Here is a 20994-nt window from a genome sequence, read left to right as displayed (position 1 = left end):
AGGGATAAGGCTAGTGTCGAAGATACTGTTGGCTACATTTCACGACAGATCATCGCCTCGTTAAGAAACTATCAATGTTTTCACATAGAGGATTTAAATCAAAGAATCCATGAAAAGCTGGAAGAAATCAATACGATTGATTTTCAGAAACGTCCCGGCTCACGTAAAAAGGTGTTTGAGGAAGAAGAGAAATCCCACCTTCAACAGCTTCCCCAAACACGTTACAAACTTGCGGAATGGAAAACAGCAAAAGTTCAATTGAACTACCACATCCAAGTTGAACGAATGTATTATTCCGTCCCATATGATTATGTCCGTGAACAAGTCGATGTACGGCTGACCACTGACCTAATTGAAGTTTACTTTAAGGAAGTGCGAATTGCATCCCATAAACGGTTAATTGGAGAAGTTGGACAGTTTTCCACGAATAGGGATCACATGCCTGATAATCATAGATTATACCTTGAGCATAACCCTGAAAACAATCTTAAATGGGCAGATACAATTGGGCCCTCCATGGTGCGGTTTGTCTCCTATATCCTAGAAACGAATGCGGAAAAGAAGGCATTAAACATCCTTAGTGCTTTAAGAAATTTATCAACCAAGCATACAAGGGATGAACTAGAGACCGCAACACATACATTACTTGAAATATCAACAAATCCGACCATTCCCGTTTTAAAAGGGATATTGGATAGGCGAAAACAGCGTGAACAAAAATCTAATGTTGATAATCATCGAATCAATACTGATAACCATGGCTTTACCCGTGGCGCTAAATACTTTGGAGGGGACAAAAAATGATGAACCAAGAAACATTACGTAAATTAACTGAAATGAAAATGGGTGCAATGGCAGAATTATATCAGCAACAAAGCCAGAACAAAGACTATCAAGATATGGATTTCGATGATCGATTTAATCTTTTAGTAGACTATGAGTTTGACCGTCGAAAATCAAATAGATTAGAAAGGTTGATTAAACAGGCAAACTTCGAAGATCCTATGGCAGCTATTGAAGACATCGAGTATCATCCTGATCGTAACTTGGACAAAAAACTAATCTTGGAGCTAGCGACAGGGAATTATATACAAAACCACCACCACATTATTTTAATGGGTGCATCAGGGAACGGAAAAACGTGGATATCCAATGCCTTTGGCGTTCATGCCTTCGCCAATTTTACAATGTTAAGTATATCAGATTGCCAGAATTGCTTGATGAACTAGCTGTCGCAAAGTATGAAGCCGATGGTAGCTTCCGTAAAATCATCCAAAAATATAAGAAAATCGATCTATTAATACTTGATGAATGGCTATTAACTGAGCTCTCGGAGGAGCATGCCCTTCACGTCTTAGAAATTATTGAATCAAGAATAAAGAGGACTTCTACTATATTCTGTTCCCAATTCTCACCCGAAGGGTGGCACTCTAAATTGGGACAGGCGCAGATAGCAGATGCAATTCTTGACCGCATAGTGCATGATTCCTATAAGATTCTAGTCGATGGTGAAGTATCAATGAGAGAACGTCATGGTTTGGTGGTTAGAAGATGATCCCAACAGAAGTTGAAAACCGTGTAGCTAAGTACTCATTTCACAGATTTTTACCGGAAGAAGTGATGGTGAAAATAGTAGATAGGTTACTAACCGCTTGTGTATGGGACGAGGAAGAGGATTTAGATTTTGATGAACTTGTCCGTTGGGCAATTGAGATTATAGACGAAGAATTAGAAGATAAACGAATTAGATAGAATCAGCAGCCATTGAAATTAAGGGAAAAACCATTTCAATGGCTGTTCCCCCTTTAATAGCCAGTGGCTCTCTCTCCGCAATCGTTGGCTCTGATGTCCGCAAACAATGGCTCAAAACTCCGCATAGCCGGCTCATTCTGTCCGCAATACTCAAGAATCGATTGAGGATGTAAGAAAACAAATTACCTCTGCCGAAGCCCATGCTGCCAAGCGGTATTGGAAGGCAGTGAAGATGATATTAACAGAAAAAGGCGTTGCATTCCCTGGAAGAGCCTGGCATTTGCAAGATCCCGTAAACTCGATGTTGAACTATGGATATGCCATTTTACGTTCACGGGTCACATCTGCCATAATTAGGGCTGGCCTTGAGACGTATGCTGGATTTTTCCATGTCGATCGGTCGGGACGAATTTCTTTTGTATTAGATGTAATGGAAATTTTTCGTCCGTCTATTGTTGACCGTCCAATAATTTCATTAATAACGAGAGGGCATAAACCAGGTACCGAAGAAAAGGAAGATGGCTCTATGTTTCTCGATAATAAATCGATAAAGTTGGTGAGGGAGTATATAAACGAACGTCTGGAAGCCAAAGAGGAGTTTAAGGGGAATGATTATCATCTCAGGACCATTATTCAATTGCAGGCAAGAGACATTGCCACCTTCTTTAGGGAAGGGAAAAAGTTTAAAGGATATATTTCTAGGTGGTAAATATGAAGATTCTTTTAATTTATGATATTACCGAAGACAAGCTTAGGAACAAAACGGCTAATATGTGCAAGGATTATGGATTATTTCGAGTTCAATACAGTGCATTTTTTGGAGAAATAAGCAGGAATCTCCATGGTGAATTAACGAGAAGATTAAAAGATTTATTAAAGGAAAGCGGACGAAGTAGTGTTATTATCTTTCCTTTAAGTCAAGATAGCCTTGAAAATGTCGTAAAACTTGACTTTAACTATTCTGAAGAAGCTATTTAGTGGAGGTAAAGCTATGTCTATTACAATTAGCGATATTAAACAATTTGTCTATTGCCCGCGTGTTATTTATTACAATTATGTGGAACCGGTTCCTCGAAAAACAACCTTTAAAATGGAGTATGCCAGAAGTCAGCATTATGAGTTGAACCAAAAGGAAAAGCGAAGGAAGCTTCGGAGGTATGATTTGTTAGAAGGAAAAAGATTCTATGGGGTTACGGTTTCTTCTGAAACTCTTAATTTGTCTGGAAAAGTTGATATTCTGATTGATACCGAAAATAAAACTGGACAGCGCTACTTTCCCATTGAGTGTAAAGATACAGATCAAAAAATCCATAAAAATATTTTATTTCAATTGTCGGCTTATGCCATGTGTATTGAAGAAATGACAAAGACGCCTGTAAAAAAGGGATTTATTTATATCATTCCTGAACAAAAGGCATATCCAATTATGATTACCGATGCACAAAAACAATATATTAGAAAAATGGTATCAATGATTAAAAAAATTATTGATGACGAACACTACTCTGAACCCCGGTCAAAGAAAAGATGCCGGGATTGTGAATTCAAGCGGTATTGTAATGATTGTGATCTCCCGAACTTTCAGACAATAAAGGAACGTAATATGACCCTTATAAAAGAATTGTTTGGTAAATAAGGTAAAACTAATCCTTACTACGAAAAATTAAAAAAAGCCCATCTAACTATCTTATAGTTGTGGACTCTGTGGCGAAAACTTATAAAATGCTTAAATATATTTTTGGAAAACTTCGAAAAAAGCAGCAAAAAAGTCAAGAAGGACAGCCGCCGGGACTGTCCTTCTCTTCTAATTCAACTGTAGAAAATTTGCTACATGCGCTGCTAATGTCACCCTATTCCGACCATTTTCCTTAGAGGCATATAAAGCTTTATCAGCTTCCTGCAAAAGCGCGTCCAGTGTCTGAATTTCATTAGTTACTTCAGCGACACCGAAACTGGAGGTGATTGGGATCGCCCCTTTCTCTGTTTCAAGGGGATTTGCTTCAATTTCTGCCCGAATGGTTTCTGCTATTTCACCGGCTCTGTTTAAATCGACATCCGGCAGACAAACGACAAATTCCTCACCGCCGTAGCGGGCAAAAATATACTCTGGAGCCAAACAGCTTTTACATAGATCCACTATATGACAAAGGGCTAAATCTCCAATACTGTGACCGTAGCCATCATTAATTTTTTTGAAAAAGTCAATATCAAACAAAAATAAGGACAGAGAGGTCACTTTATTGATGGCCCTGTTAAGCTCCTGTTGGCTTTTCTCGAGAAAATATGTGCGGTTATGAGCTTTTGTTAATCCATCCGTGTAGGCAAGCAGCTTTAATTGTTGCTCGAGTTTTTTCTTTTCTGTCACATCACTCAGGACAATCGTTTTTCCCGCTATTTCGTTATTCTTTTTTCGAACATCGGTTATTCGAATTTGATAGTATTTTCCTTTATTGCACCACTCGATTTCTCTATTTTCAGGCAGAGGATCAAAACTAGCCCAGTCCGACCAGACAGAATCAAGCTTTTCTCCGATAGCGGCAAACTTGAGTTTTTCAATCATCCCTCTGGCCCCCTGGTTAAAATCGACAATCCGACTGACCTCGTCAATCACAAGGACACCGTCACGCATACTTTCGAATATTCGATTCCTGGCAATGGGAGCAAGCATAAACAGTTTGGCAGAAAAAATCGCCCAGAAATAAAGAGTGGAAGTAAGACACATGACAATTGGCACCGGATCCATCCCCATCGGTGATAGACCAATTAAGTATAGAAACGAGGCTGTCATTGGGATAACCTGGCCCAAAATTAACGTTAAAATCTGTTTCCAATAGGCTGTTCGGGTTTGAATCCAGTACCAAAGCAAAATAAAGGTTCCAAGCACCATGGTCGCAAAAGTATAACTGCCGTGAACAAGATACCAAGGACCAGCTGTGATGTCGGCTAGTGGTACACTTTCATTTGGGCGTAAATAAACGGAGCGATAAAACAAATGATGAAAATCATTGGTTACGCTCATTAAAAAGGTAATGAGCGGTACCAGAAATACTGGGATCATGATTTTAGGCTTGATAAATCGGTCCAGCCCGGCAAATTGTAAAATTAATACAAGACATGTCGGCGTAATAAATGGTAAACCGGCATATTGAACTTTTAGCCAGAATTTAATTTCCACCAGGGAACTGCTTGATAATTCAAATGCATGTCCAAAAACATAGATAGCAGAAAAACAAGACATTAAAATGAAGAGTTTGCTGCCTGAAAAGACATTCCTTTTGACGAAGGCGTAGATGGCCAGTAAGGATGATAAGACTCCCGATATACAAACAATAACAACATATGTGAAAATTTCGAGATTCATCCTTTCACCTCCCAGCCGTCTTTTTTAGCTACCATGAAAGTATAACTATTTTCATTCTTTGTGGTGCGGCGCTAATTTTGCGCTGCATGGTGGACTAATAGGAAAGTACAAAATTTTTCCGAATTTTATCCTTTCCCATGTCGCATAAATCAACTGCGCCTCATGAACCGTCCTTTCGGATTCGCCAACCGGCGAGTTTTCATTTATATACCCATTAGAGTATTATACCAAAATTACTAAATTTCGTAATTAATAATTGCTGAAAAATTTTTTATTTTAAAGTTCATCCGCTAGTCCAAGCAGGGCAATCCCAATCATTACAAACACAATCACTGCATAGTGCTGTTTGCTGAGTTTTTCCTTTAAGAAAATACGTGAAAGGATCACCGATACAATACTATAAGAAGCAATCAGCGGTGCGGCGATAATGGCATTTTTCGCCATGGCGAACACGTAAAAGAATTGCCCCGCTGTTTCCAATATAGCGGCACAGCCTTTGTCGCGTTCTCTGAAAATTTGAAAGGGCTCGTTTTTGATAAATTTGAGATACACATAAGATGCCACGGCACATATGAGAAAAGTATATTCATAAGCAATCAATGCAGCATCTTCGCTGATCAGCTTTAGTTCATCAAGATAAATACCGTCGGCAAAGGTTCCTAACCCATCAAGAATACAATACATTATCGGAAATGTTATGGCCAAAAAGCTAATTTGATATTTTTTATCAATATGTACGTTGTTTGCTCTGAGTTCTGCTGTCTCAGCTCTTTTTTCCAAAATGGCCAGCCCAATCACGCCTAAACTGACAATTATCACCCCAACGATATGCATAATGCCCAGTTCTCGGGGAAAAAAGATAAATAATAAAATGGCTGTAATGGCCCCGGAAGAATTTTGCACAGGCGAAGCAATAGAAAGTTCAATATACCTTAGCCCAACATAGCCAATTGCCATTGATAGGATGTAGAAAGCGGAAACAGGCAAGTATTTTACAAGATCAATAGGGTCAAAAGTTAATCCTTTTATTAACATGTACGCCGTTGCGTGAATTCCCATGACCAAGCCAACCATGACCACAATTTTCAAATGGCTGTATGGATCGTTACTGTCGGTCCCCCGCTTATAAAACAGGTCAGCACCGCCCCAAGCAAAAGTCGTTAATAGTGCAAAAACAAACCACATTGTACCTTCTCCTTACAAAATAATTAAAAAACCCTATAATTATATACATATTCAGGAGTTAAGTCCATGAAAACTATGGAAGCTTCGGGGTTTCTTTTTAACTATGAATATTCTAAAATTATACCTAAGATTTTCAATGGAGACAGGGGGATTAATGGTGAGAGGGAAGATAAAGATATTAACAGCGATGCTGATATGGGGTAGCATTGGGATATTTGTCAAAAATATCGATCTGTCATCCAGCGAAATTGCTTTGCTCCGGGGAGTCATCGGAAGCTTATTTTTACTCGGTGCAAGTATGCTGATAAAACAAAAGATTTCGTTGCAAGCGATCAGGAAAAACGCGCTGCTGTTAATTCTGTCTGGAGCGGCGATCGGCTTCAATTGGATTTTGCTGTTCCAAGCTTATCGTTATACAACCGTTTCTAATGCAACATTAAGCTATTACTTCGCCCCTATTTTTGTGATGATCGCCGCGCCTTTTGTGCTAAAGGAAAAATTGGCGAGGTTTCATGTCATCAGTATTATCACAGCAATGATCGGCTTGTTTTTAGTCAACCTCGGAGGGACAAGCGGCGGTGCTTCAGGAAACAATGCAGTCGGAATTCTTTATGGCTTGTCGGCGGCGGCCCTCTATGCAAGTGTCGTGCTAATCAATAAATTTATTAAAAACTTGCCAGGCTTTGAGACAACGGTGATTCAATTAATCATCGCAAGTATTGTGTTGTTTCCTTATGTCCTATTTAGGGACCAGCTTGATTTTTCAGGCCTTAACGGACAGTCGATTTTGTTTATTTTAATCGTCGGTATTCTTCATACGGGCATTGCCTATTTTCTTTATTTTACTTCGATAAAGGATTTAAAAGGGCAGACTATTGCGGTGTTAAGCTATCTGGACCCAGTGTCAGCGGTTATTTTTGCGGCGGTTATTCTAGGCGAGAACATGGGCATGCTGCAAATATTGGGGGGGCTCCTTATTCTAGGATCCACCTATTTAAGTGAAAGAATGGAAGTAAGGGTAAACAGGTTGAACAATAGTAATGCTTAAAAAATGAGGCGGTCCTTCTTGGTGTCAGGCACCACAAAACAGGTTTTTTTCTGTGGTGTTTGACACTATCTCTTTCAGGACGGCCTCAGGAATTTTTTTAAATATAGTAGATATAATCCTCCGGCAATACTCTTTTGAGGAATTGCTTTGTCCGCTCTTCTTTCGGATTGGAGAAAATTTCGTTTGGCGGCCCTTCTTCTACAATCATTCCGCCATCCATAAACACGACTCGATTGGCAACATCTCGGGCAAACGATATTTCATGGGTGACCACCAGCATCGTCGTGCCTTCTTTGGCAATGTTCTTCATGACGGTTAACACCTCGCCGACCAGCTCGGGATCAAGGGCAGAGGTCGGTTCATCGAATAAGATGATATCCGGATTAAGGGCTACAGCTCTGGCGATGCCAACCCGCTGCTGCTGTCCGCCGGATAATTGGCTCGGATAAGCGTCGTATTTTTCCGACAGACCGACTTTATCCAATGCTTTTTTGCCAATTTCAGCTGCTTCAGCTTTCGGAACCTTTCTGCCAATGATCAGCCCCTCCGTTACATTTTCGAGCGCTGTTTTATTGTTAAACAGATTATAGTTTTGAAAAACAAAAGCGGTTTTTTGCCGGATCACATGAATTTGTTTTTTCGATGCCGTTTTTAGATGAACATTGATATCACCGAAATTGGCATAGCCTTCATCCGCTTTTTCGAGGAAATTGATACAGCGTAGCAGGGTTGTCTTTCCGGAACCGCTGGGGCCAAGGATGACGACTACATCCCCTTTATCAATTTGTAAATCTACCCCTTTTAAAATCTCATTTTGACCAAATGATTTATGAATGTTTTTAATCTCTAACATTTTCTGCCTCCAGTTTCATTTAGGCATGTGCGATTTTATATTTGCTTAAGCGTTTTTCATAACGTTTAAAAAGATATTCTACTAAACTGCATAAAATCAGGTAGACTAGAAAAATATCGATGTACGCCTCTACATAGTTGTAGCCGACATTTGCCGCTACTTTTGCCCGGAGCGTGATTTCCTGCAGTGACATCGCATACCCCAGTGATGTGGCTTTGATCAGATTGACGGTGGCGGTACAAATATTGGGCAGGGCCGTAACCAGGACTTGAGGGATGATGATCCGCCGCAATGCCTGCACATTGGTTAAGCCGACGGAATAGGCCGCCTCCAGCTGACCTTTGCTGACAGTGCTGATAGCTGAACGGAAAATTTCTATCATGATGGCCGTCGTATTAATGGAAAACACGATAAAGGCATACCAAATCGGATTGATATCATAAACATTTTTATCAATATGATATTTTTCAAAAATGGATGTTAAAAATAACGGGACACTGCTATAAACAATAAAGATTTGGACAATGACAGGCGTTCCTCTGATAAACGAAACATACACTTGGGCAAACCGCTGCAGGACGGGAATTTGATTAATCCTCGTTAAGGCAAGTAAAAAGCCAAGCGGCAGGGCAATGAGCAGCGAGATAATTGTAATAATTAGTGCTGTGGGTACACCTGATAATGCGACAAAAAAAGTATCCACCAAAAACTTAAAATCCACTCTGTCACCACCTTATGTTGTCTTAATGACTTGCTTACCTTTGCTAAAGATTTTTTCTAATTTGAAGAAGACTTGTTCGATCACGATTGAGATTACCCAATAAATGACCGATAGGGCGATATAGGTTTCGAGTGCGTGGGCATTAAATCTGCCGTCGATTATCAGGCTGGCTTTTCCCATGACATCGATTAGCCCTATGGTATAGGCCAATGAGCCCTCTTTGATTAATTCCAATAAACTGTTGCCGAAATTTGGCAAGGCGACAACAAGGGCTTGCGGAAAAACAATTCTTCGGTAGGCTTGGAAATTGCTAAGTCCGACACTTACCGCCGCTTCAAATTGTCCTTTATCGATAGATTGATAGGCAGAACGGATCACCTCTGCCATGGCTGCGGCAAATTGCAGTGAAAACGTAATGACAATAAAAAACAGTTTATCGACATTATCGAGCAGTAAACCAAAGTTTTCCGCCAAAGCCGGCAAACCATAATAAACTAAAAAAAGCAGGACAATCGATGGTGTACACCGTAATGCTGTTATATAGGCGTTGGCGATTTTTCGGGCAACCTTGTTATTTCCAATTTTCATTGCAGCCAATATAAAGCCGAGCAGTGTACCAAACAGAACCGACAAACCGGCAACCAGGAAGGTTACTTTAACATAAGGGAGTAACATAGGAAATGACTCCCATATATAGCTGGCGTTAAAATATTTCTCCATGTTTTACCCCCAACTTTTCATTGTAATAATCGCAGGGAAATGGTGTCAGACACCATGAAAAAGGAGACTAGTTGAATGACAACTAGATATAAGTATGTGATAACTTCACAAACTGTCCACTCCACACGGACATTTGTCCACGAGTGGTGCCTGACACCACTCATTACTAACACCATTCATTACCGTTTGACTGTATCCAATACTTCGAATAAATCGCGGCCGTAGAATTTTTTGCTTAGTTCATTTGGTTTCTTTTGTTCTTTTAACTTTTTCACGGCTTGATCATAGGCATCGGCGAATTTTTGTTCTTTTTTATTAAATAGCGGCCATGTTTTGATAACGGCGAACTCATTATAGATAACTTCATTTTTCAATTTATAATAGGGGCCATTTTTGTCGAGAACTTGTTGTTTAAACGGTCCTTCGATCATGACGCCGCCGTCAACCCGGCCTTCGTTGACCCATTGAACGACATCCACGGTAAACGAATCCCCAGCCTTAAGCTTTACCTTATTATTTGGATTAGCTTGATTGTATTCATCAATAATCGTATATTGCGCATTGTTTGCAGCAATTGGCGCTAAGGTTAATCCCGCTGAAGCGAAGTCCTTGAGTGATTTAATGTTTTCATTCTTTTTCTTTAATACAAGTCCGGCACTGCTTAGGCCAAGGAATTCTTTTGGATAAATAAACTTTTCAGTTCTTTCTTTTGTCCAGAAGGCATTTTTAACCCCAACTTGATACTTCCCTTGCTCCACACCCAACAATAAGTCATCGCTGGATGTACCGACGAATTCAAATTCGTAGTCTGGTAGCAATTCATCGACCTGTTTCATCATTTCAACGTCATAACCAGTCGGTTTGCCGTTTTCATCCAAATAGGAAATTGGTTTTGAAGCCTGATCAAATGCTACCTTTACTTTTCGAACCTTTGAATCGCTGTTATCAGATGATGCTGAACTGTTGGCGCAGCCAGCCAAAAGCGTCATTAACGCAAGCCCAGTTATTGCTGCTTTAAAAAAATTTCTAGTTTTCATTTCCATACCCCTTTGTATATAAATATTTTTAAATACTAGTTTGTATATTTGATCTATGTGAATACTTGGTTTTAATCCCGAAAAGTGCCCTTCTGTGGCAAGAAGGGCCCCTCCTAAAAGTTAAGAGACCGTTTCTTTGAAACAGGTGCTAAGAACTACACCTGCTCGGCTGATTTGCTTTTTTCTTGTTCGATAGCGGTCAAGGCCAATTTTTTTATCGTCATATCGTCCATAGGCGGGTTATGCAGTCCGGCTCTTACATCCCGATAATATCGCTGCAATGGATTCGATCGCTGCAAGCTTTTTGCTCCGACAACCCTCATCGCTTTATCCACAATGGAAATGGCCGAATTGGTGACCACATGCTTCACCACACCAAGTTCATTTGTAAGCAAGTCCCGCTGTGTCTCGTCATCATATGCGGCTGCTACGCTATAAATGAGATGTCGGGCATTGATTAGTTCCAGGTCAATCTCGCCTAGCAGCTGTTGAACGTTTGGCAGCTGACTGATGGGCCCGTTTAAACTATTTGGTGAATGATGATTAGCAAAATGGACAGCATAATCACGGGCCGCCTGGGCGATGCCGAGATAACAGGCCGGGATGTGCAGGATCCAGCCGTTGATGGCGGCGCCGCTAGGTAATTCCGGAAGCTCCACCAGTTTTGCTTCATCCACTCTTACGTTATTCAACACAAGGTCATGACTGCCGGTTCCCCGCATCGCAATCACATCCCATGTTTCATCAATGGAAAGCCCGGGAGTATCTTGATGAATAAGGAAAAAGCCCACTCTTTGTTTTTCTTCAATCCACGCAGAGGTAAGAAAATAGGTTAAGACAGGTGACATCGTGGTGAAGATTTTTCGACCATTGAGGATCCAGGCGCCATCTTTTTTAACTGCGCTTGTTCCGGGGCGGCCGCCTCTTGTCGGACTGCCTGTCTGGGCTTCGCTGACAGCCCTGTTGACCAATGCGCCGTTAAGGATTTCTGTTGCGAAAAATTGCAGGTTCTCTTTAGACCACAGTTTTTTTTCAAAAATTTCTCCGGTTACCCCGAGGCTCCAGCCTATTGAGAGGGCAGTGCTGGGATCAATGCTGGCCAACTTTTCTTGAAAAAGGACCATGTCGTAAACTTTTAATCCTTCACCGCCATAGGCTTTCGGAAGTGTGATACTCGAATAACCCATTTTCACCAGATCATGAATATTTTCTTCTGGGAAGATAGCCAGGTCATCAGCGATAATGCCTCTTTTATGAAACACTGTTTCATTCTTTTTCAATCTATCGACCCATTTTCGTTGGTTTGCTGTTTTAACGAATAGATTATTCACATTACGACCCCTTTATAAAAGTGTATAATTCCGATTGGATTTATTGGATAATATTAGCTAAGGTTTATAAAACTGTCAAGAGTTTTAATTGATTTTTATAATAATTCGGAATATTAGCCTCGTAGTTAACGTCTGTATGGGCAGTTTCATTGTTATAGTATTGATAATTAATGAGTCTGATACCAAGATAGCTAAATTAAAGTTGGGTTCGCAAAAGGAAAATTAATGAAACTTAGTCTCAATTGGTTAATTATATTCATTATTATGATAAAATAATATTAGATTTTTCAACACCATCAGGGAGGAGAGAAATGAATGAGAGAAGAAACCTTTGCATCTCCACGAATGGATGTCAAGGCGGCCCTGGGTAATAAACGAGATATTTCTGCTTTTGTTTCTGATATAAAATTATTGTTTAAAGGGCCGGTTTTACTTGCAAATGCCTTGCCCGTAATTACCGGATTTTGGCTGGCGATTTATTTCAGCGGCGCCTCTTTTAGTGAGCATTTGTCACTGTTTTTCTTGACATTTGCTGGCAGTACGTTGGTAATGGCTGGGGCGCTTGCGTTTAATAATTGGTACGATGTTGATATCGATTCGATTATGGAACGAACGAAAAAGCGACCGACAGTAACGGGGCATTTTTCGCTTAAAGCTGTCCTTATTTTGGGGATTTTGCTGACACTCCTTGGTTTTGGGCTACTGCTGTTTACTACTTGGGAGGCAGTCGTTTATGCTTTTATTGGCTGGTTTACCTACTGTATCTTGTATACAATGTGGTCGAAACGAAGGTATACATTGAATACAGTAATTGGCAGCATTTCAGGAGCAGTAACGCCACTGATTGGCTGGTCAGCTGTTGAACCAAGTGGGCATATCGTTCCGATTATGCTGGCCTTGATCATTTTTGTTTTTCAAATGCCGCATACATTTGCGATTGCGATGAAAAAATATGATGAATATAAAGCAGCGGGAGTTGCAATGCTTCCGGTTGTTTATGGATTTGCGATGACGAAGCGGCAAATGGCCGTTTATATCGCCTGTCTTCTGCCCCTGCCATTTTATCTCGGGGCTCTGGGGATTCCCTTCGTAGTTTTGGCAACGTTGATGAATGTTGGCTGGTTAGCTGTCAGCATCTACGGTTTCTTCACAAGGGATGACAAGAAATGGGCGAATGTGATGTTCCTATGTTCGGTCAATTATATTACCATTTTGTTTCTCATGGCGATTGTCCTGACTTTACCGGTATTTCATTAAAAAAGAGGCTGTCCTAAATGGTGCCTGACACCATTGCTTGGGACCGCCTCTTTTTTAAGATAATAGGAAAACTAAACTGTGACCCCTGGAAGCAGACGGCGCAGTGCTTGCTCCTCTTCCTCGGTTAAAGGCACTAATGGCAAGCGAACACCGCCAACCGGAATGCCGCTCATATTTAATACTGCTTTTACCGGAGTGGGGTTTGGAGCAGCAAATAAGCCCTTCATAAGCGGCAGCAAACGACGATGAGCCGCAGCGGCGCCTCGAACATCACCGCTCTTAAATAGGTTGATCATTTCTTGCATTTCATTCCCAATAATATGCGAAGCAACGGAAATCACTCCTGCTCCGCCAATCGATAGGACGGGGATGGTTAGGGCATCGTCGCCGCTAAACAGCAGGAAATCATCCGATGTCCGGCTGATGATTTCCGCCATCGCATCTAGATTACCGCTCGCTTCTTTAACAGCAACGATATTTTCAATTTGTGACAGGCAGACGATGGTCTCCACCGACATGTTTACAGAAGTCCGACCTGGGATATTATAAAGGATGATTGGTAAAGCTGTTGATTTGGCAATCGTTTTAAAGTGTTGATAAAGTCCTTCTTGAGAAGGCTTATTGTAATACGGAACCACCAGCATAATTCCGTCAACACCGGCTTCCTCTGCCTTCCTGGTCAGTGCAATGGATGCATAGGTGTTATTGGAGCCGGTTCCAGCAATGACCGGCACTCTTCCGGCGGCTGTCTCCACGACCAATTTAAATAACTCTACTTTTTCTTCAGTCGATAGAGTTGGGGACTCCCCGGTTGTCCCGGACACGACTAATCCGTCTGTCCCATTGGCAATTAAGTGATTGACTAAGTTTTTTACAGCGTTAACATCTACCTTACCCTGTTGATCAAATGGTGTGACCATAGCGGTTAATACTTGGCCAAATTTCATCATTCTCACCCTTTTTCATTTTTTTAGCCGATAGGAAAGTTAAACTTTCCTATTCTGCAACTACGCCTCATGAACCGCCTTAAAGGCTCGCCAATCGGCGAGTTTTCATTAAAAATAGAGGTGGTCAGGCCGTATGAAATCAACGCAAAAAAGCAGCAGTGAAGGGGATCCTCGCTGCTGCAATAGAAACATTTTAAAAACTTAAGTTCCCATGCGTGAGATAGCCCTCCATATAGTTTCCTATATGACAATTCTGTGCTTGTTCAGCAGCAGAACCAGCATCAAGAACAATGAGTTTCTTGATACTTCGGCAAATCCCCCTTTCCTCAATTTTCCTAGGACCTCATTATCCTCGAATTGAGTACTAATGGTCTCTGCGCCTCTATCCTCACTTCAAAAGGTTATTGAAGTAAGAAAATATGTAATTATATGTAATATAACAGATTATCATTGGAAAATCAAGGAACCTATGAAACTGATAAACAGTAAATAGTGAAAAATTTGGATATTCAGAGAATTACTTTATGGTTACGACGGTCTCAATATTTGTATTTTACACTGTAGGGGAGTAAAGTGATAAAAGGAAAAACTGTTAGAGGGAAGGTTCAGGAATGAGTAAGCTGCAGCAAGGGACATCAGCATTTCGGAAAGCAAATTTTTCACTGTTTGCCGGGGGATTTATCACATTTTCAATTCTTTATGATGTACAGCCGTTAATGCCGATTTTTACCAAGGAATTTGATATTTCCGCGGCTGCAGGGAGTTTGACACTATCGGTTACCACCTTTACACTGGCGGTCTCAATGCTGATCACCAGCTCATTGTCGGAAGCATGGGGTCGAAAAATGATCATGTCCGTTTCATTATTGCTGTCATCGTTAATTGTTATCTTTACCGCCTTCAGCCTAAATTTCGGTTCACTAATCGGCTTTCGCATATTGCAGGGGATTGTTCTTGCCGGGCTTCCGGCGATAGCGATGGCCTATTTGAGTGAAGAAGTAGATCCCAATAGTTTAGGCGTCGCGATGGGGTTATATATTAGCGGGAATTCCATTGGCGGGATGGCAGGGCGAATTATTACCGGTTCGGTGACGGACTTTTTTTCCTGGCGGATTGCCATGGGAAGTATCGGGGTCATCAGTTTAATCCTCAGTATTTGGTTCTGGCTGAATCTGCCAAACTCTAAATATTTCACCTCAAAGCCGCTAAAATTTAAGAATCTATTTACGTCTATGTTCCGGCACTTGCGTGACCCGGCGCTGTTATGTTTATATGGTATTGCTTTTATTTTAATGGGCAGCTTTGTTACCTTATATAATTATATCGGTTTTCAGCTGTTGGCCCCGCCCTATCGATTAAGCCAAACGATCGTCGGCTGGATTTTTATCGTTTACATAATGGGAACATTCAGTTCTACTTGGATGGGACGGCTGTCTGATCAGCACGGCCGTAAGAAAGTATTGTGGCTTGGTCTGATTATTATGGTCATTGGGGCGGTACTGACACTTTCCGCTCCATTAGCGATAAAAATTATTGGGATTGCGATTTTTACATTTGGTTTTTTTGGTTCTCACTCCATTGCTTCCAGCTGGGTGGGACGACGGGCGAAAACGGAAAAAGCCCAGGCGTCCTCCTTGTATTTGTTTTTTTACTATAGCGGTTCAAGCTTAGCTGGGACAACCGGAGGATTCTTCTGGACACATTTTGGCTGGGAGGGAGTCATTGGTTTTATTCTTGTCCTGCTCTTCTGTGCCTTTCCATTATCGGTCAAGTTATCCTCCATTCCGGTAAAAAATGTGCAGGTGAAATGATTGCAGCATCCTTGATGGGGCTGCTACTTTTTTGCTGTTGGCCCAGCACGGGAAGCTTGTTTTTCTGATTGGCAAATTTTTTTAAAAAAGTTTACTATATGGATTGACAAAGACTGAAATGATTCGAGGTGAGCCAACATGGAACTGCCCAAGGATTTTACCGCGAAAATGCAGGTCCTGCTAAAAAGTGAATACGATGCATTTATCAACAGTTATGATCATCCTAAAGCTCAGGGGCTGAGGGTGAATACCTTAAAGATCTCACTTGCTGATTTTGAAAAAATCAATCCTTTCTCTATCACTAAAATCCCCTGGACAAGAAAAGGCTTTTATTATCGTGCTGCCGACCGGCCGGGTAAGCATCCTTACCATGAAGCAGGGCTATATTATATGCAGGAGCCAAGTGCGATGGCGGCTGCCGAGCTTCTCGACCCCCAGCCGGGAGAAAAGGTGTTGGATTTGTGTGCGGCGCCTGGCGGCAAAACAACTCATATTGCTGAAAAAATGGGCCAGCAGGGCTTTTTATTAACAAATGAAATCATTCCTTCACGGGCAAGGATTTTATCGCAAAATGTGGAGCGAATGGGAATAAAAAATGCTGTCGTCACCAATGAGGCGCCGGCTCGTTTGGCAGAAAGATTTCCAGCCTATTTTGACCGGGTAATGGTGGATGCGCCATGCTCCGGTGAGGGGATGTTCCGCAAAGACCCGGAAGCCCGCACAGAATGGAGTTTAGCCAGTGTTAAGCAGTGTGCGGTACGGCAGCTTGATATCTTACGGCAGGCAGCGGCGATGCTTCGGCCGGGGGGCCGGCTTGTTTATTCGACTTGCACCTTTGCACCAGAAGAAAATGAAGGAGTCATCAGCCAATTTTTACAGCAGGAGCACCATTTTGAAATCGAAGCGGTTCAGGGATATCAAGGATTTAGCGGCGGCCGAAAGGAATGGGTGGAAGACCCGGCTGTGGGAATTGAAAAGACGTTCAGGCTTTGGCCGCATCAGCTGCAAGGTGAGGGGCACTATGTTGCAGTGTTAAGGAGGACAGACGGAGAGGAACCGGGAAAGCGGAAATATGTTAAACCAATGTCCGACCCCAAGCTGTTAAAAAGTTATCTTCGGTTTGCCGAGGAGCATCTATCGGAAGTACCTATGGGTGAATTCCTGTTATTTGGGGACCAATTATATCTCGTACCGAAAGAGATGTTGGCATTGGAAAAGCTTAAGGTAGTGAGGCCGGGCTGGCATTTGGGGACAATCAAGAAAAATCGCTTTGAACCGTCACATGCTTTGGCACTTGCCTTGACAAGCGAACAGGTCCAATATCGCTGGAGCTTGAGCAAGGATTCCCTTGATGTCTTAGCTTATTTAAAAGGTGAATCGCTGTCAGCAAATGGTCCAAAAGGTTGGTACTTGGTAGACGTTGACGGCTATTCGCTGGGTTGGGGAAAAGTATCTGATCAGGTACTGAAAAACCATTATCCAAAAGGTTTGAGATGGGCGTCTGTGTAAGAAAAGCAGCGATGTCCGGAATTAAATTGGAAGAGCAGGGATCTACTATAAATAGATCCTGCTTGTTAGGAGCTTTTTGATGAAGGAACATTATTATGATCAATTGTTGGGCATCCAAACACAAGGAGACAGAATGGAAGGGCCGGCACCAAAACCCTTCCGTTACTACCCGTACGAGCCAACACCATATGGTGCCCTTGAGGTATTGTTTGAAAACTACGAAGTAACGCGAACCGACCGGGTGGTTGATTTTGGCTGCGGCAAGGGACGGTTAGTTTTTTACATTCATTATTTTTTTCATGCCTCAGCAGCCGGGATTGAAATGAATGAAATATTGTACAGGAAGGCGCTTGACAACCGCGAAGCGTATGCGAGAAAAACCAAGAATCATTTACAAAGGCTGCAGTTTTACTGCTGTTTGGCAGAGGAATATAAAATTGACCCAATGGATAACCGTTTTTATTTTTTTAATCCATTTTCCATTCAGGTGTTTAGGAGTATCATTAACAATGTATTGAACTCAGTTGAGGAATGTGAGCGGAGTGCTGAATTAATTTTGTACTATCCTTCGGAGGATTATATTTTTTATTTGGGAAACGATAGCCCTTTTGAATTGAAAAAGGAGATCGTACTGCCACACGAATATTTACGGGATGCAAATGAAAGATTTCTAATCTACCGGCTTGGGTAGCCGGGCTGTCTGGAGGGTTCCGCAGAAAATTCCATTTGACCGCCGCCATGATCTTTTTGGCCTTGTTTATCATACCTATGCTTGTGCTGATATCGTAAAGTGGTGTTGGAGATTGGTGCTTGATACCGACGTTGACACTAAAGTGGAGGTGTATAGTGTTGGAAAGTATTACGGTTGTTTCGCTTTTGGATGTGATTAGTGAACTTTTTTCGGAAGAAATTTCGCTTGCCGTTTCGAACACCTATGAGTATATTTACTATCGGCCTAGCAAGCGGATTGATTTGAAGATTCGCCCCGGTGATCCTTTAAGGGAAGGGACGATTGCTTATAAAGCGATCCATTCGAAGCAAAAGGTGTCGGAGTTCATCAATCGGGACGTTTTTGGGGTTCCTTATCATGGGATGGCAGTCCCGCTTTTTCATACGGGAAAGCTTGAGGGCTGTGTGACGGCGATCTTCCCTGCGCTGACAAACGGAAAATTGGTTGTTACCCTAAAGACAGATGATGGCTGGATCCCCTTGCCATTTTCACAAGTAATCTATCTTGAATCGAAGGAAAAAAAGACCTATGTCCACACGAACGAGCACTGTGGGACACATAAATATTCGCTGCAGGAATTTGAGTTTGTCTTACCGAAGGATTATTTTATCCGCTGCCATCGTTCCTTTATTGTGAATGTCAATCATATTAAGGAGATTTTCCCTGATACTCACTCTACCTTTATTCTATCAATGGATAATGGCGACCGAGTTCCTGTAAGCCAGTCATATTCAAGTTATTTTCGCAGGCTGTTAGGGTTTTAATCGATTTTTCTCTGGCTCATCTATATTGCCTGGAAAGCTTGTAGTAATGTGATGATTCTAAATTATAAAACTATTAAATTAAATCATTCTGCTTTAGAAGAAAAAAATGCTGCTTTGTCTTAATTTTACGTAATATATCCCAGAAATCCCTAATTAATAAGTTATTTAAGGTAAAATTAATGTAATTTCATATTTTGGGAGAGGGATGGAATATGGAAAATAAATACGAACGGATTCGCGATAAGCGGCTCTTGGATCGTGTTGTGTCGCCGGAAGAAGCGGCGTCATGGATTCAAGACGGAATGACTCTGGGGTTGAGCGGATTCACACGTGCGGGTGACGTGAAAGCGGTGCCATTTGCGCTGGTGAAACGTGCTGAAACAGAGTCTTTTAAAGTGAATGTCTATACAGGGGCTTCGTTAGGTTCGGATGTGGACAAGCTTTTTGCAGAGGCGGGGATTCTGGGAAAAAGACTTCCATTTCAAGCCGATCCAACAATGCGAAAAAAAATTAACAATGGGGAAATGTTGTTTGTTGATCAGCACTTGTCGCATACAGCAGAACTGGTCCGTGCGGGGGTAATGGAGCCGGTTGATTTTGCGATTTTGGAAGCGTATTCAGTTACAGAGGATGGAATGGTGATTCCAACAACATCGGTTGGAAACTCTTTATCGTTTGCTTTGAATGCAAAAGCAATTATTATTGAGGTGAATTTGGCACATCAAGTGAACCTAGAAGGATTGCATGATTTGTATGATCCGGGAAAACAGGGGGAAAGAGGTCCGATTCCATTAACCAAGCCGGATGATCGGATAGGTACGATTGGAATTCCAGTGGATATTGACAAGGTCAAAGGCATCGTATTTACCAATCAGCTTGATTCTCCTTCGACGATCGTACCGCCTGATGAAGAAACATTTATTATGGCCAATCACTTAATCAACTTTTTACGTAAAGAAGTGGAAGCCGGCCGGCTGACAAAGCGTCTCGCCCCGCTTCAATCGGGAATTGGTTCGGTAGCAAATGCCGTTCTTCATGGCATGCTGGAATCAGAGTTTGAAGATTTAGATGTGTATTCGGAAGTGTTACAGGATGCGGTATTTGATTTAATTGATGCCGGCAAGGTGAATTTTGCCTCCTGCTGTTCGCTTACTCTTTCTGAGGAAAAAATGAAACAGGTATTCGGAAACTTTGATAAATACCGTGATAAAATATTGATGCGGCCGCAGGAGATTTCCAATCATCCGGAAATTATTCGCCGTCTCGGATTGATCTCTATTAATACAGCATTGGAATTAGACATATACGGAAATGTGAACTCAACACATGTCTTAGGGACAAAAATGATGAATGGCATTGGCGGTTCAGGGGATTTCGCCCGTAATGCACGTTTGGCTATTTTTGTGACTAAGTCGATGGCAAAGGGCGGGAAGATTTCTAGTATTGTTCCATTTGTTTCGCATGTTGACCATACGGAGCATGATGTCGATGTCATTGTGACGGAGCAAGGATATGCCGACTTACGCGGGTTAGCGCCTAGAGAGCGGGCAGAACTAATTATTGAGAACTGCGCTCACCCAATGTACCGTGAGCAGCTGCGGGAATATTACCAAGAGGCTCTTACGAGGGGCGGTCAAACACCACATGTGTTGGAAAAAGCCCTATCCTGGCACATTAACTTCGCGAACACAGGGACAATGCTGCAGTCAGTAACAGCAACGGTTTAATTGTTTTATTAGCTATTCTATAATGGGAGAAATAAAATATAGAGAAAAGCGCTTTGATTGGGGGATCAAAGCGCTTTTTGCTGTAAGAGGTTAGCTAATCAAATGATCATTAGCCTCTGATTCGATCCGCGATGCTAGATACTAAGTGTGATGGAAGAAGGAATGTGCTATCATGCTATTGAATTTAACAGAGATTTTAGTATCTTTAAATAAACAGTGTGAAGAATAGTTATGGTGTTGG

21 protein-coding genes, 1 pseudogene and 1 riboswitch are annotated in these 20994 nt (G+C 41.7%); of the genes and pseudogenes, 14 read left to right on the top strand and 8 right to left on the bottom strand.

Annotated elements, in window-relative coordinates; all coding sequences use genetic code 11:
- The first annotated feature begins 171 nt into the window (after nt 1–171).
- The 6 genes and pseudogenes from JK635_RS05330 (at nt 172) to cas4 (ending at nt 3388) form a co-directional block, all read left to right on the top strand.
- Nucleotides 172–804 (top strand): Mu transposase domain-containing protein, encoded by a 633-nt coding sequence (locus JK635_RS05330; RefSeq protein ID WP_438803821.1) that lies wholly within the window; start codon nt 172–174, stop codon nt 802–804.
- Nucleotides 801–1555 (top strand): annotated as a pseudogene (gene istB / locus JK635_RS05325) (IS21-like element helper ATPase IstB). The gene JK635_RS05330 and the pseudogene istB overlap by 4 nt, the downstream one beginning before the upstream one ends.
- Nucleotides 1552–1752, top strand: a complete 201-nt coding sequence (locus JK635_RS05320; RefSeq protein ID WP_202652941.1) for a hypothetical protein — start codon at nt 1552–1554, stop codon at nt 1750–1752. Before istB ends, JK635_RS05320 begins: the two are co-directional and overlap by 4 nt.
- Before the next feature lie 160 nt (nt 1753–1912).
- Complete coding sequence (cas1, locus tag JK635_RS05315) at nt 1913–2461, top strand: CRISPR-associated endonuclease Cas1 (protein WP_368857074.1); 549 nt, start codon at nt 1913–1915, stop codon at nt 2459–2461.
- 2 nt (nt 2462–2463) lie between these two features.
- Nucleotides 2464–2730 carry a CRISPR-associated endonuclease Cas2 gene (gene cas2 / locus JK635_RS05310; protein ID WP_202652940.1) on the top strand — a complete coding sequence of 89 codons (267 nt, stop codon included), beginning with the start codon at nt 2464–2466 and terminating at the stop codon, nt 2728–2730.
- A gap of 13 nt (nt 2731–2743) precedes the next feature.
- Nucleotides 2744–3388: a CRISPR-associated protein Cas4 gene (cas4, locus tag JK635_RS05305; RefSeq protein WP_202652939.1), complete on the top strand. Its 645-nt coding sequence runs from the start codon at nt 2744–2746 to the stop codon at nt 3386–3388.
- 168 nt (nt 3389–3556) lie between these two features.
- Here cas4 and JK635_RS05300 read toward each other — a convergent pair whose 3' ends face one another.
- Both JK635_RS05300 and JK635_RS05295 read right to left on the bottom strand, forming a co-directional pair.
- Entirely contained in the window at nt 3557–5113 is a 1557-nt protein-coding gene (locus tag JK635_RS05300) for a histidine kinase N-terminal 7TM domain-containing diguanylate cyclase (RefSeq protein ID WP_202652938.1), read from the bottom strand.
- A gap of 276 nt (nt 5114–5389) precedes the next feature.
- Nucleotides 5390–6298, bottom strand: coding sequence for an EamA family transporter (locus JK635_RS05295; RefSeq protein WP_202652937.1), 909 nt, complete (start codon nt 6296–6298; stop codon nt 5390–5392).
- A 66-nt stretch (nt 6299–6364) separates the two neighbouring features.
- Here JK635_RS05295 and JK635_RS05290 point away from each other — a divergent pair, with 66 nt between their 5' ends.
- Both JK635_RS05290 and JK635_RS05285 read left to right on the top strand, forming a co-directional pair.
- Nucleotides 6365–6502, top strand: a complete 138-nt coding sequence (locus JK635_RS05290; RefSeq protein ID WP_202652936.1) for a hypothetical protein — start codon at nt 6365–6367, stop codon at nt 6500–6502.
- Nucleotides 6453–7346: a DMT family transporter gene (locus JK635_RS05285; protein WP_235887895.1), complete on the top strand. Its 894-nt coding sequence runs from the start codon at nt 6453–6455 to the stop codon at nt 7344–7346. The genes JK635_RS05290 and JK635_RS05285 overlap by 50 nt, the downstream gene beginning before the upstream one ends.
- Before the next feature lie 97 nt (nt 7347–7443).
- Here JK635_RS05285 and JK635_RS05280 read toward each other — a convergent pair whose 3' ends face one another.
- The 5 genes from JK635_RS05280 to JK635_RS05260 form a co-directional block, all read right to left on the bottom strand.
- Entirely contained in the window at nt 7444–8199 is a 756-nt protein-coding gene (locus JK635_RS05280; protein ID WP_202652935.1) for an amino acid ABC transporter ATP-binding protein, read from the bottom strand.
- Between the two features lie 19 nt (nt 8200–8218).
- On the bottom strand, nt 8219–8920 hold the full coding sequence (locus tag JK635_RS05275) for an amino acid ABC transporter permease (protein WP_202652934.1): 702 nt from the start codon (nt 8918–8920) through the stop codon (nt 8219–8221).
- A 12-nt stretch (nt 8921–8932) separates the two neighbouring features.
- Nucleotides 8933–9640, bottom strand: a complete 708-nt coding sequence (locus JK635_RS05270; RefSeq protein ID WP_202652933.1) for an amino acid ABC transporter permease — start codon at nt 9638–9640, stop codon at nt 8933–8935.
- Between the two features lie 179 nt (nt 9641–9819).
- Nucleotides 9820–10677, bottom strand: a complete 858-nt coding sequence (locus JK635_RS05265; protein WP_202652932.1) for a transporter substrate-binding domain-containing protein — start codon at nt 10675–10677, stop codon at nt 9820–9822.
- A 155-nt stretch (nt 10678–10832) separates the two neighbouring features.
- On the bottom strand, nt 10833–12008 hold the full coding sequence (locus JK635_RS05260) for an acyl-CoA dehydrogenase family protein (RefSeq protein ID WP_202652931.1): 1176 nt from the start codon (nt 12006–12008) through the stop codon (nt 10833–10835).
- Between the two features lie 315 nt (nt 12009–12323).
- Between JK635_RS05260 and cyoE the strand changes: the two genes are divergently transcribed.
- On the top strand, nt 12324–13265 hold the full coding sequence (cyoE, locus tag JK635_RS05255) for a heme o synthase (protein WP_202652930.1): 942 nt from the start codon (nt 12324–12326) through the stop codon (nt 13263–13265).
- Nucleotides 13266–13336: 71 nt separating this feature from the next.
- On the opposite strand, the gene dapA is transcribed toward cyoE, so the two are convergent.
- Nucleotides 13337–14212 carry a 4-hydroxy-tetrahydrodipicolinate synthase gene (dapA, locus tag JK635_RS05250; protein ID WP_202652980.1) on the bottom strand — a complete coding sequence of 292 codons (876 nt, stop codon included), beginning with the start codon at nt 14210–14212 and terminating at the stop codon, nt 13337–13339.
- A 213-nt stretch (nt 14213–14425) separates the two neighbouring features.
- Nucleotides 14426–14605: riboswitch (Lysine riboswitch) on the bottom strand.
- Nucleotides 14606–14823: 218 nt separating this feature from the next.
- Between dapA and JK635_RS05245 the strand changes: the two genes are divergently transcribed.
- From JK635_RS05245 to scpC, 5 genes are all read left to right on the top strand, one after another.
- Nucleotides 14824–16023: an MFS transporter gene (locus tag JK635_RS05245; RefSeq protein WP_202652929.1), complete on the top strand. Its 1200-nt coding sequence runs from the start codon at nt 14824–14826 to the stop codon at nt 16021–16023.
- Between the two features lie 138 nt (nt 16024–16161).
- Nucleotides 16162–17532 carry an RsmF rRNA methyltransferase first C-terminal domain-containing protein gene (locus JK635_RS05240; protein WP_202652928.1) on the top strand — a complete coding sequence of 457 codons (1371 nt, stop codon included), beginning with the start codon at nt 16162–16164 and terminating at the stop codon, nt 17530–17532.
- Nucleotides 17533–17611: 79 nt separating this feature from the next.
- On the top strand, nt 17612–18223 hold the full coding sequence (locus JK635_RS05235; RefSeq protein WP_202652927.1) for a methyltransferase: 612 nt from the start codon (nt 17612–17614) through the stop codon (nt 18221–18223).
- Nucleotides 18224–18381: 158 nt separating this feature from the next.
- Entirely contained in the window at nt 18382–19026 is a 645-nt protein-coding gene (locus JK635_RS05230; RefSeq protein WP_202652979.1) for a LytTR family DNA-binding domain-containing protein, read from the top strand.
- A 212-nt stretch (nt 19027–19238) separates the two neighbouring features.
- Nucleotides 19239–20753 (top strand): succinyl-CoA:acetate CoA-transferase ScpC, encoded by a 1515-nt coding sequence (gene scpC, locus JK635_RS05225; protein WP_202652926.1) that lies wholly within the window; start codon nt 19239–19241, stop codon nt 20751–20753.
- Nucleotides 20754–20994 lie beyond the last annotated feature (241 nt).

This window comes from Neobacillus paridis, assembly GCF_016765675.1.
GTDB lineage: Bacteria > Bacillota > Bacilli > Bacillales > Cytobacillaceae > Neobacillus > Neobacillus paridis.
This window is presented reverse-complemented; position numbering and strand designations above follow the sequence as displayed.

Excerpts from the sequence above, each read along its gene's own strand:
- cas2 (WP_202652940.1), top strand. The coding sequence starts at position 2,464 with ATGAAGATTCTTTTAATTTATGATATTACCGAAGACAAGCTTAGGAAC.
- JK635_RS05265 (WP_202652932.1), bottom strand. The coding sequence starts at position 10,677 with ATGAAAACTAGAAATTTTTTTAAAGCAGCAATAACTGGGCTTGCGTTA.
- JK635_RS05320 (WP_202652941.1), top strand. The coding sequence starts at position 1,552 with ATGATCCCAACAGAAGTTGAAAACCGTGTAGCTAAGTACTCATTTCAC.
- JK635_RS05240 (WP_202652928.1), top strand. The coding sequence starts at position 16,162 with ATGGAACTGCCCAAGGATTTTACCGCGAAAATGCAGGTCCTGCTAAAA.
- cyoE (WP_202652930.1), top strand. The coding sequence starts at position 12,324 with ATGAGAGAAGAAACCTTTGCATCTCCACGAATGGATGTCAAGGCGGCC.
- dapA (WP_202652980.1), bottom strand. The coding sequence starts at position 14,212 with ATGAAATTTGGCCAAGTATTAACCGCTATGGTCACACCATTTGATCAA.
- JK635_RS05290 (WP_202652936.1), top strand. The coding sequence starts at position 6,365 with ATGAAAACTATGGAAGCTTCGGGGTTTCTTTTTAACTATGAATATTCT.
- JK635_RS05270 (WP_202652933.1), bottom strand. The coding sequence starts at position 9,640 with ATGGAGAAATATTTTAACGCCAGCTATATATGGGAGTCATTTCCTATG.
- JK635_RS05235 (WP_202652927.1), top strand. The coding sequence starts at position 17,612 with ATGAAGGAACATTATTATGATCAATTGTTGGGCATCCAAACACAAGGA.
- JK635_RS05300 (WP_202652938.1), bottom strand. The coding sequence starts at position 5,113 with ATGAATCTCGAAATTTTCACATATGTTGTTATTGTTTGTATATCGGGA.
- JK635_RS05295 (WP_202652937.1), bottom strand. The coding sequence starts at position 6,298 with ATGTGGTTTGTTTTTGCACTATTAACGACTTTTGCTTGGGGCGGTGCT.
- JK635_RS05285 (WP_235887895.1), top strand. The coding sequence starts at position 6,453 with ATGGTGAGAGGGAAGATAAAGATATTAACAGCGATGCTGATATGGGGT.
- JK635_RS05280 (WP_202652935.1), bottom strand. The coding sequence starts at position 8,199 with ATGTTAGAGATTAAAAACATTCATAAATCATTTGGTCAAAATGAGATT.
- scpC (WP_202652926.1), top strand. The coding sequence starts at position 19,239 with ATGGAAAATAAATACGAACGGATTCGCGATAAGCGGCTCTTGGATCGT.
- JK635_RS05245 (WP_202652929.1), top strand. The coding sequence starts at position 14,824 with ATGAGTAAGCTGCAGCAAGGGACATCAGCATTTCGGAAAGCAAATTTT.
- cas4 (WP_202652939.1), top strand. The coding sequence starts at position 2,744 with ATGTCTATTACAATTAGCGATATTAAACAATTTGTCTATTGCCCGCGT.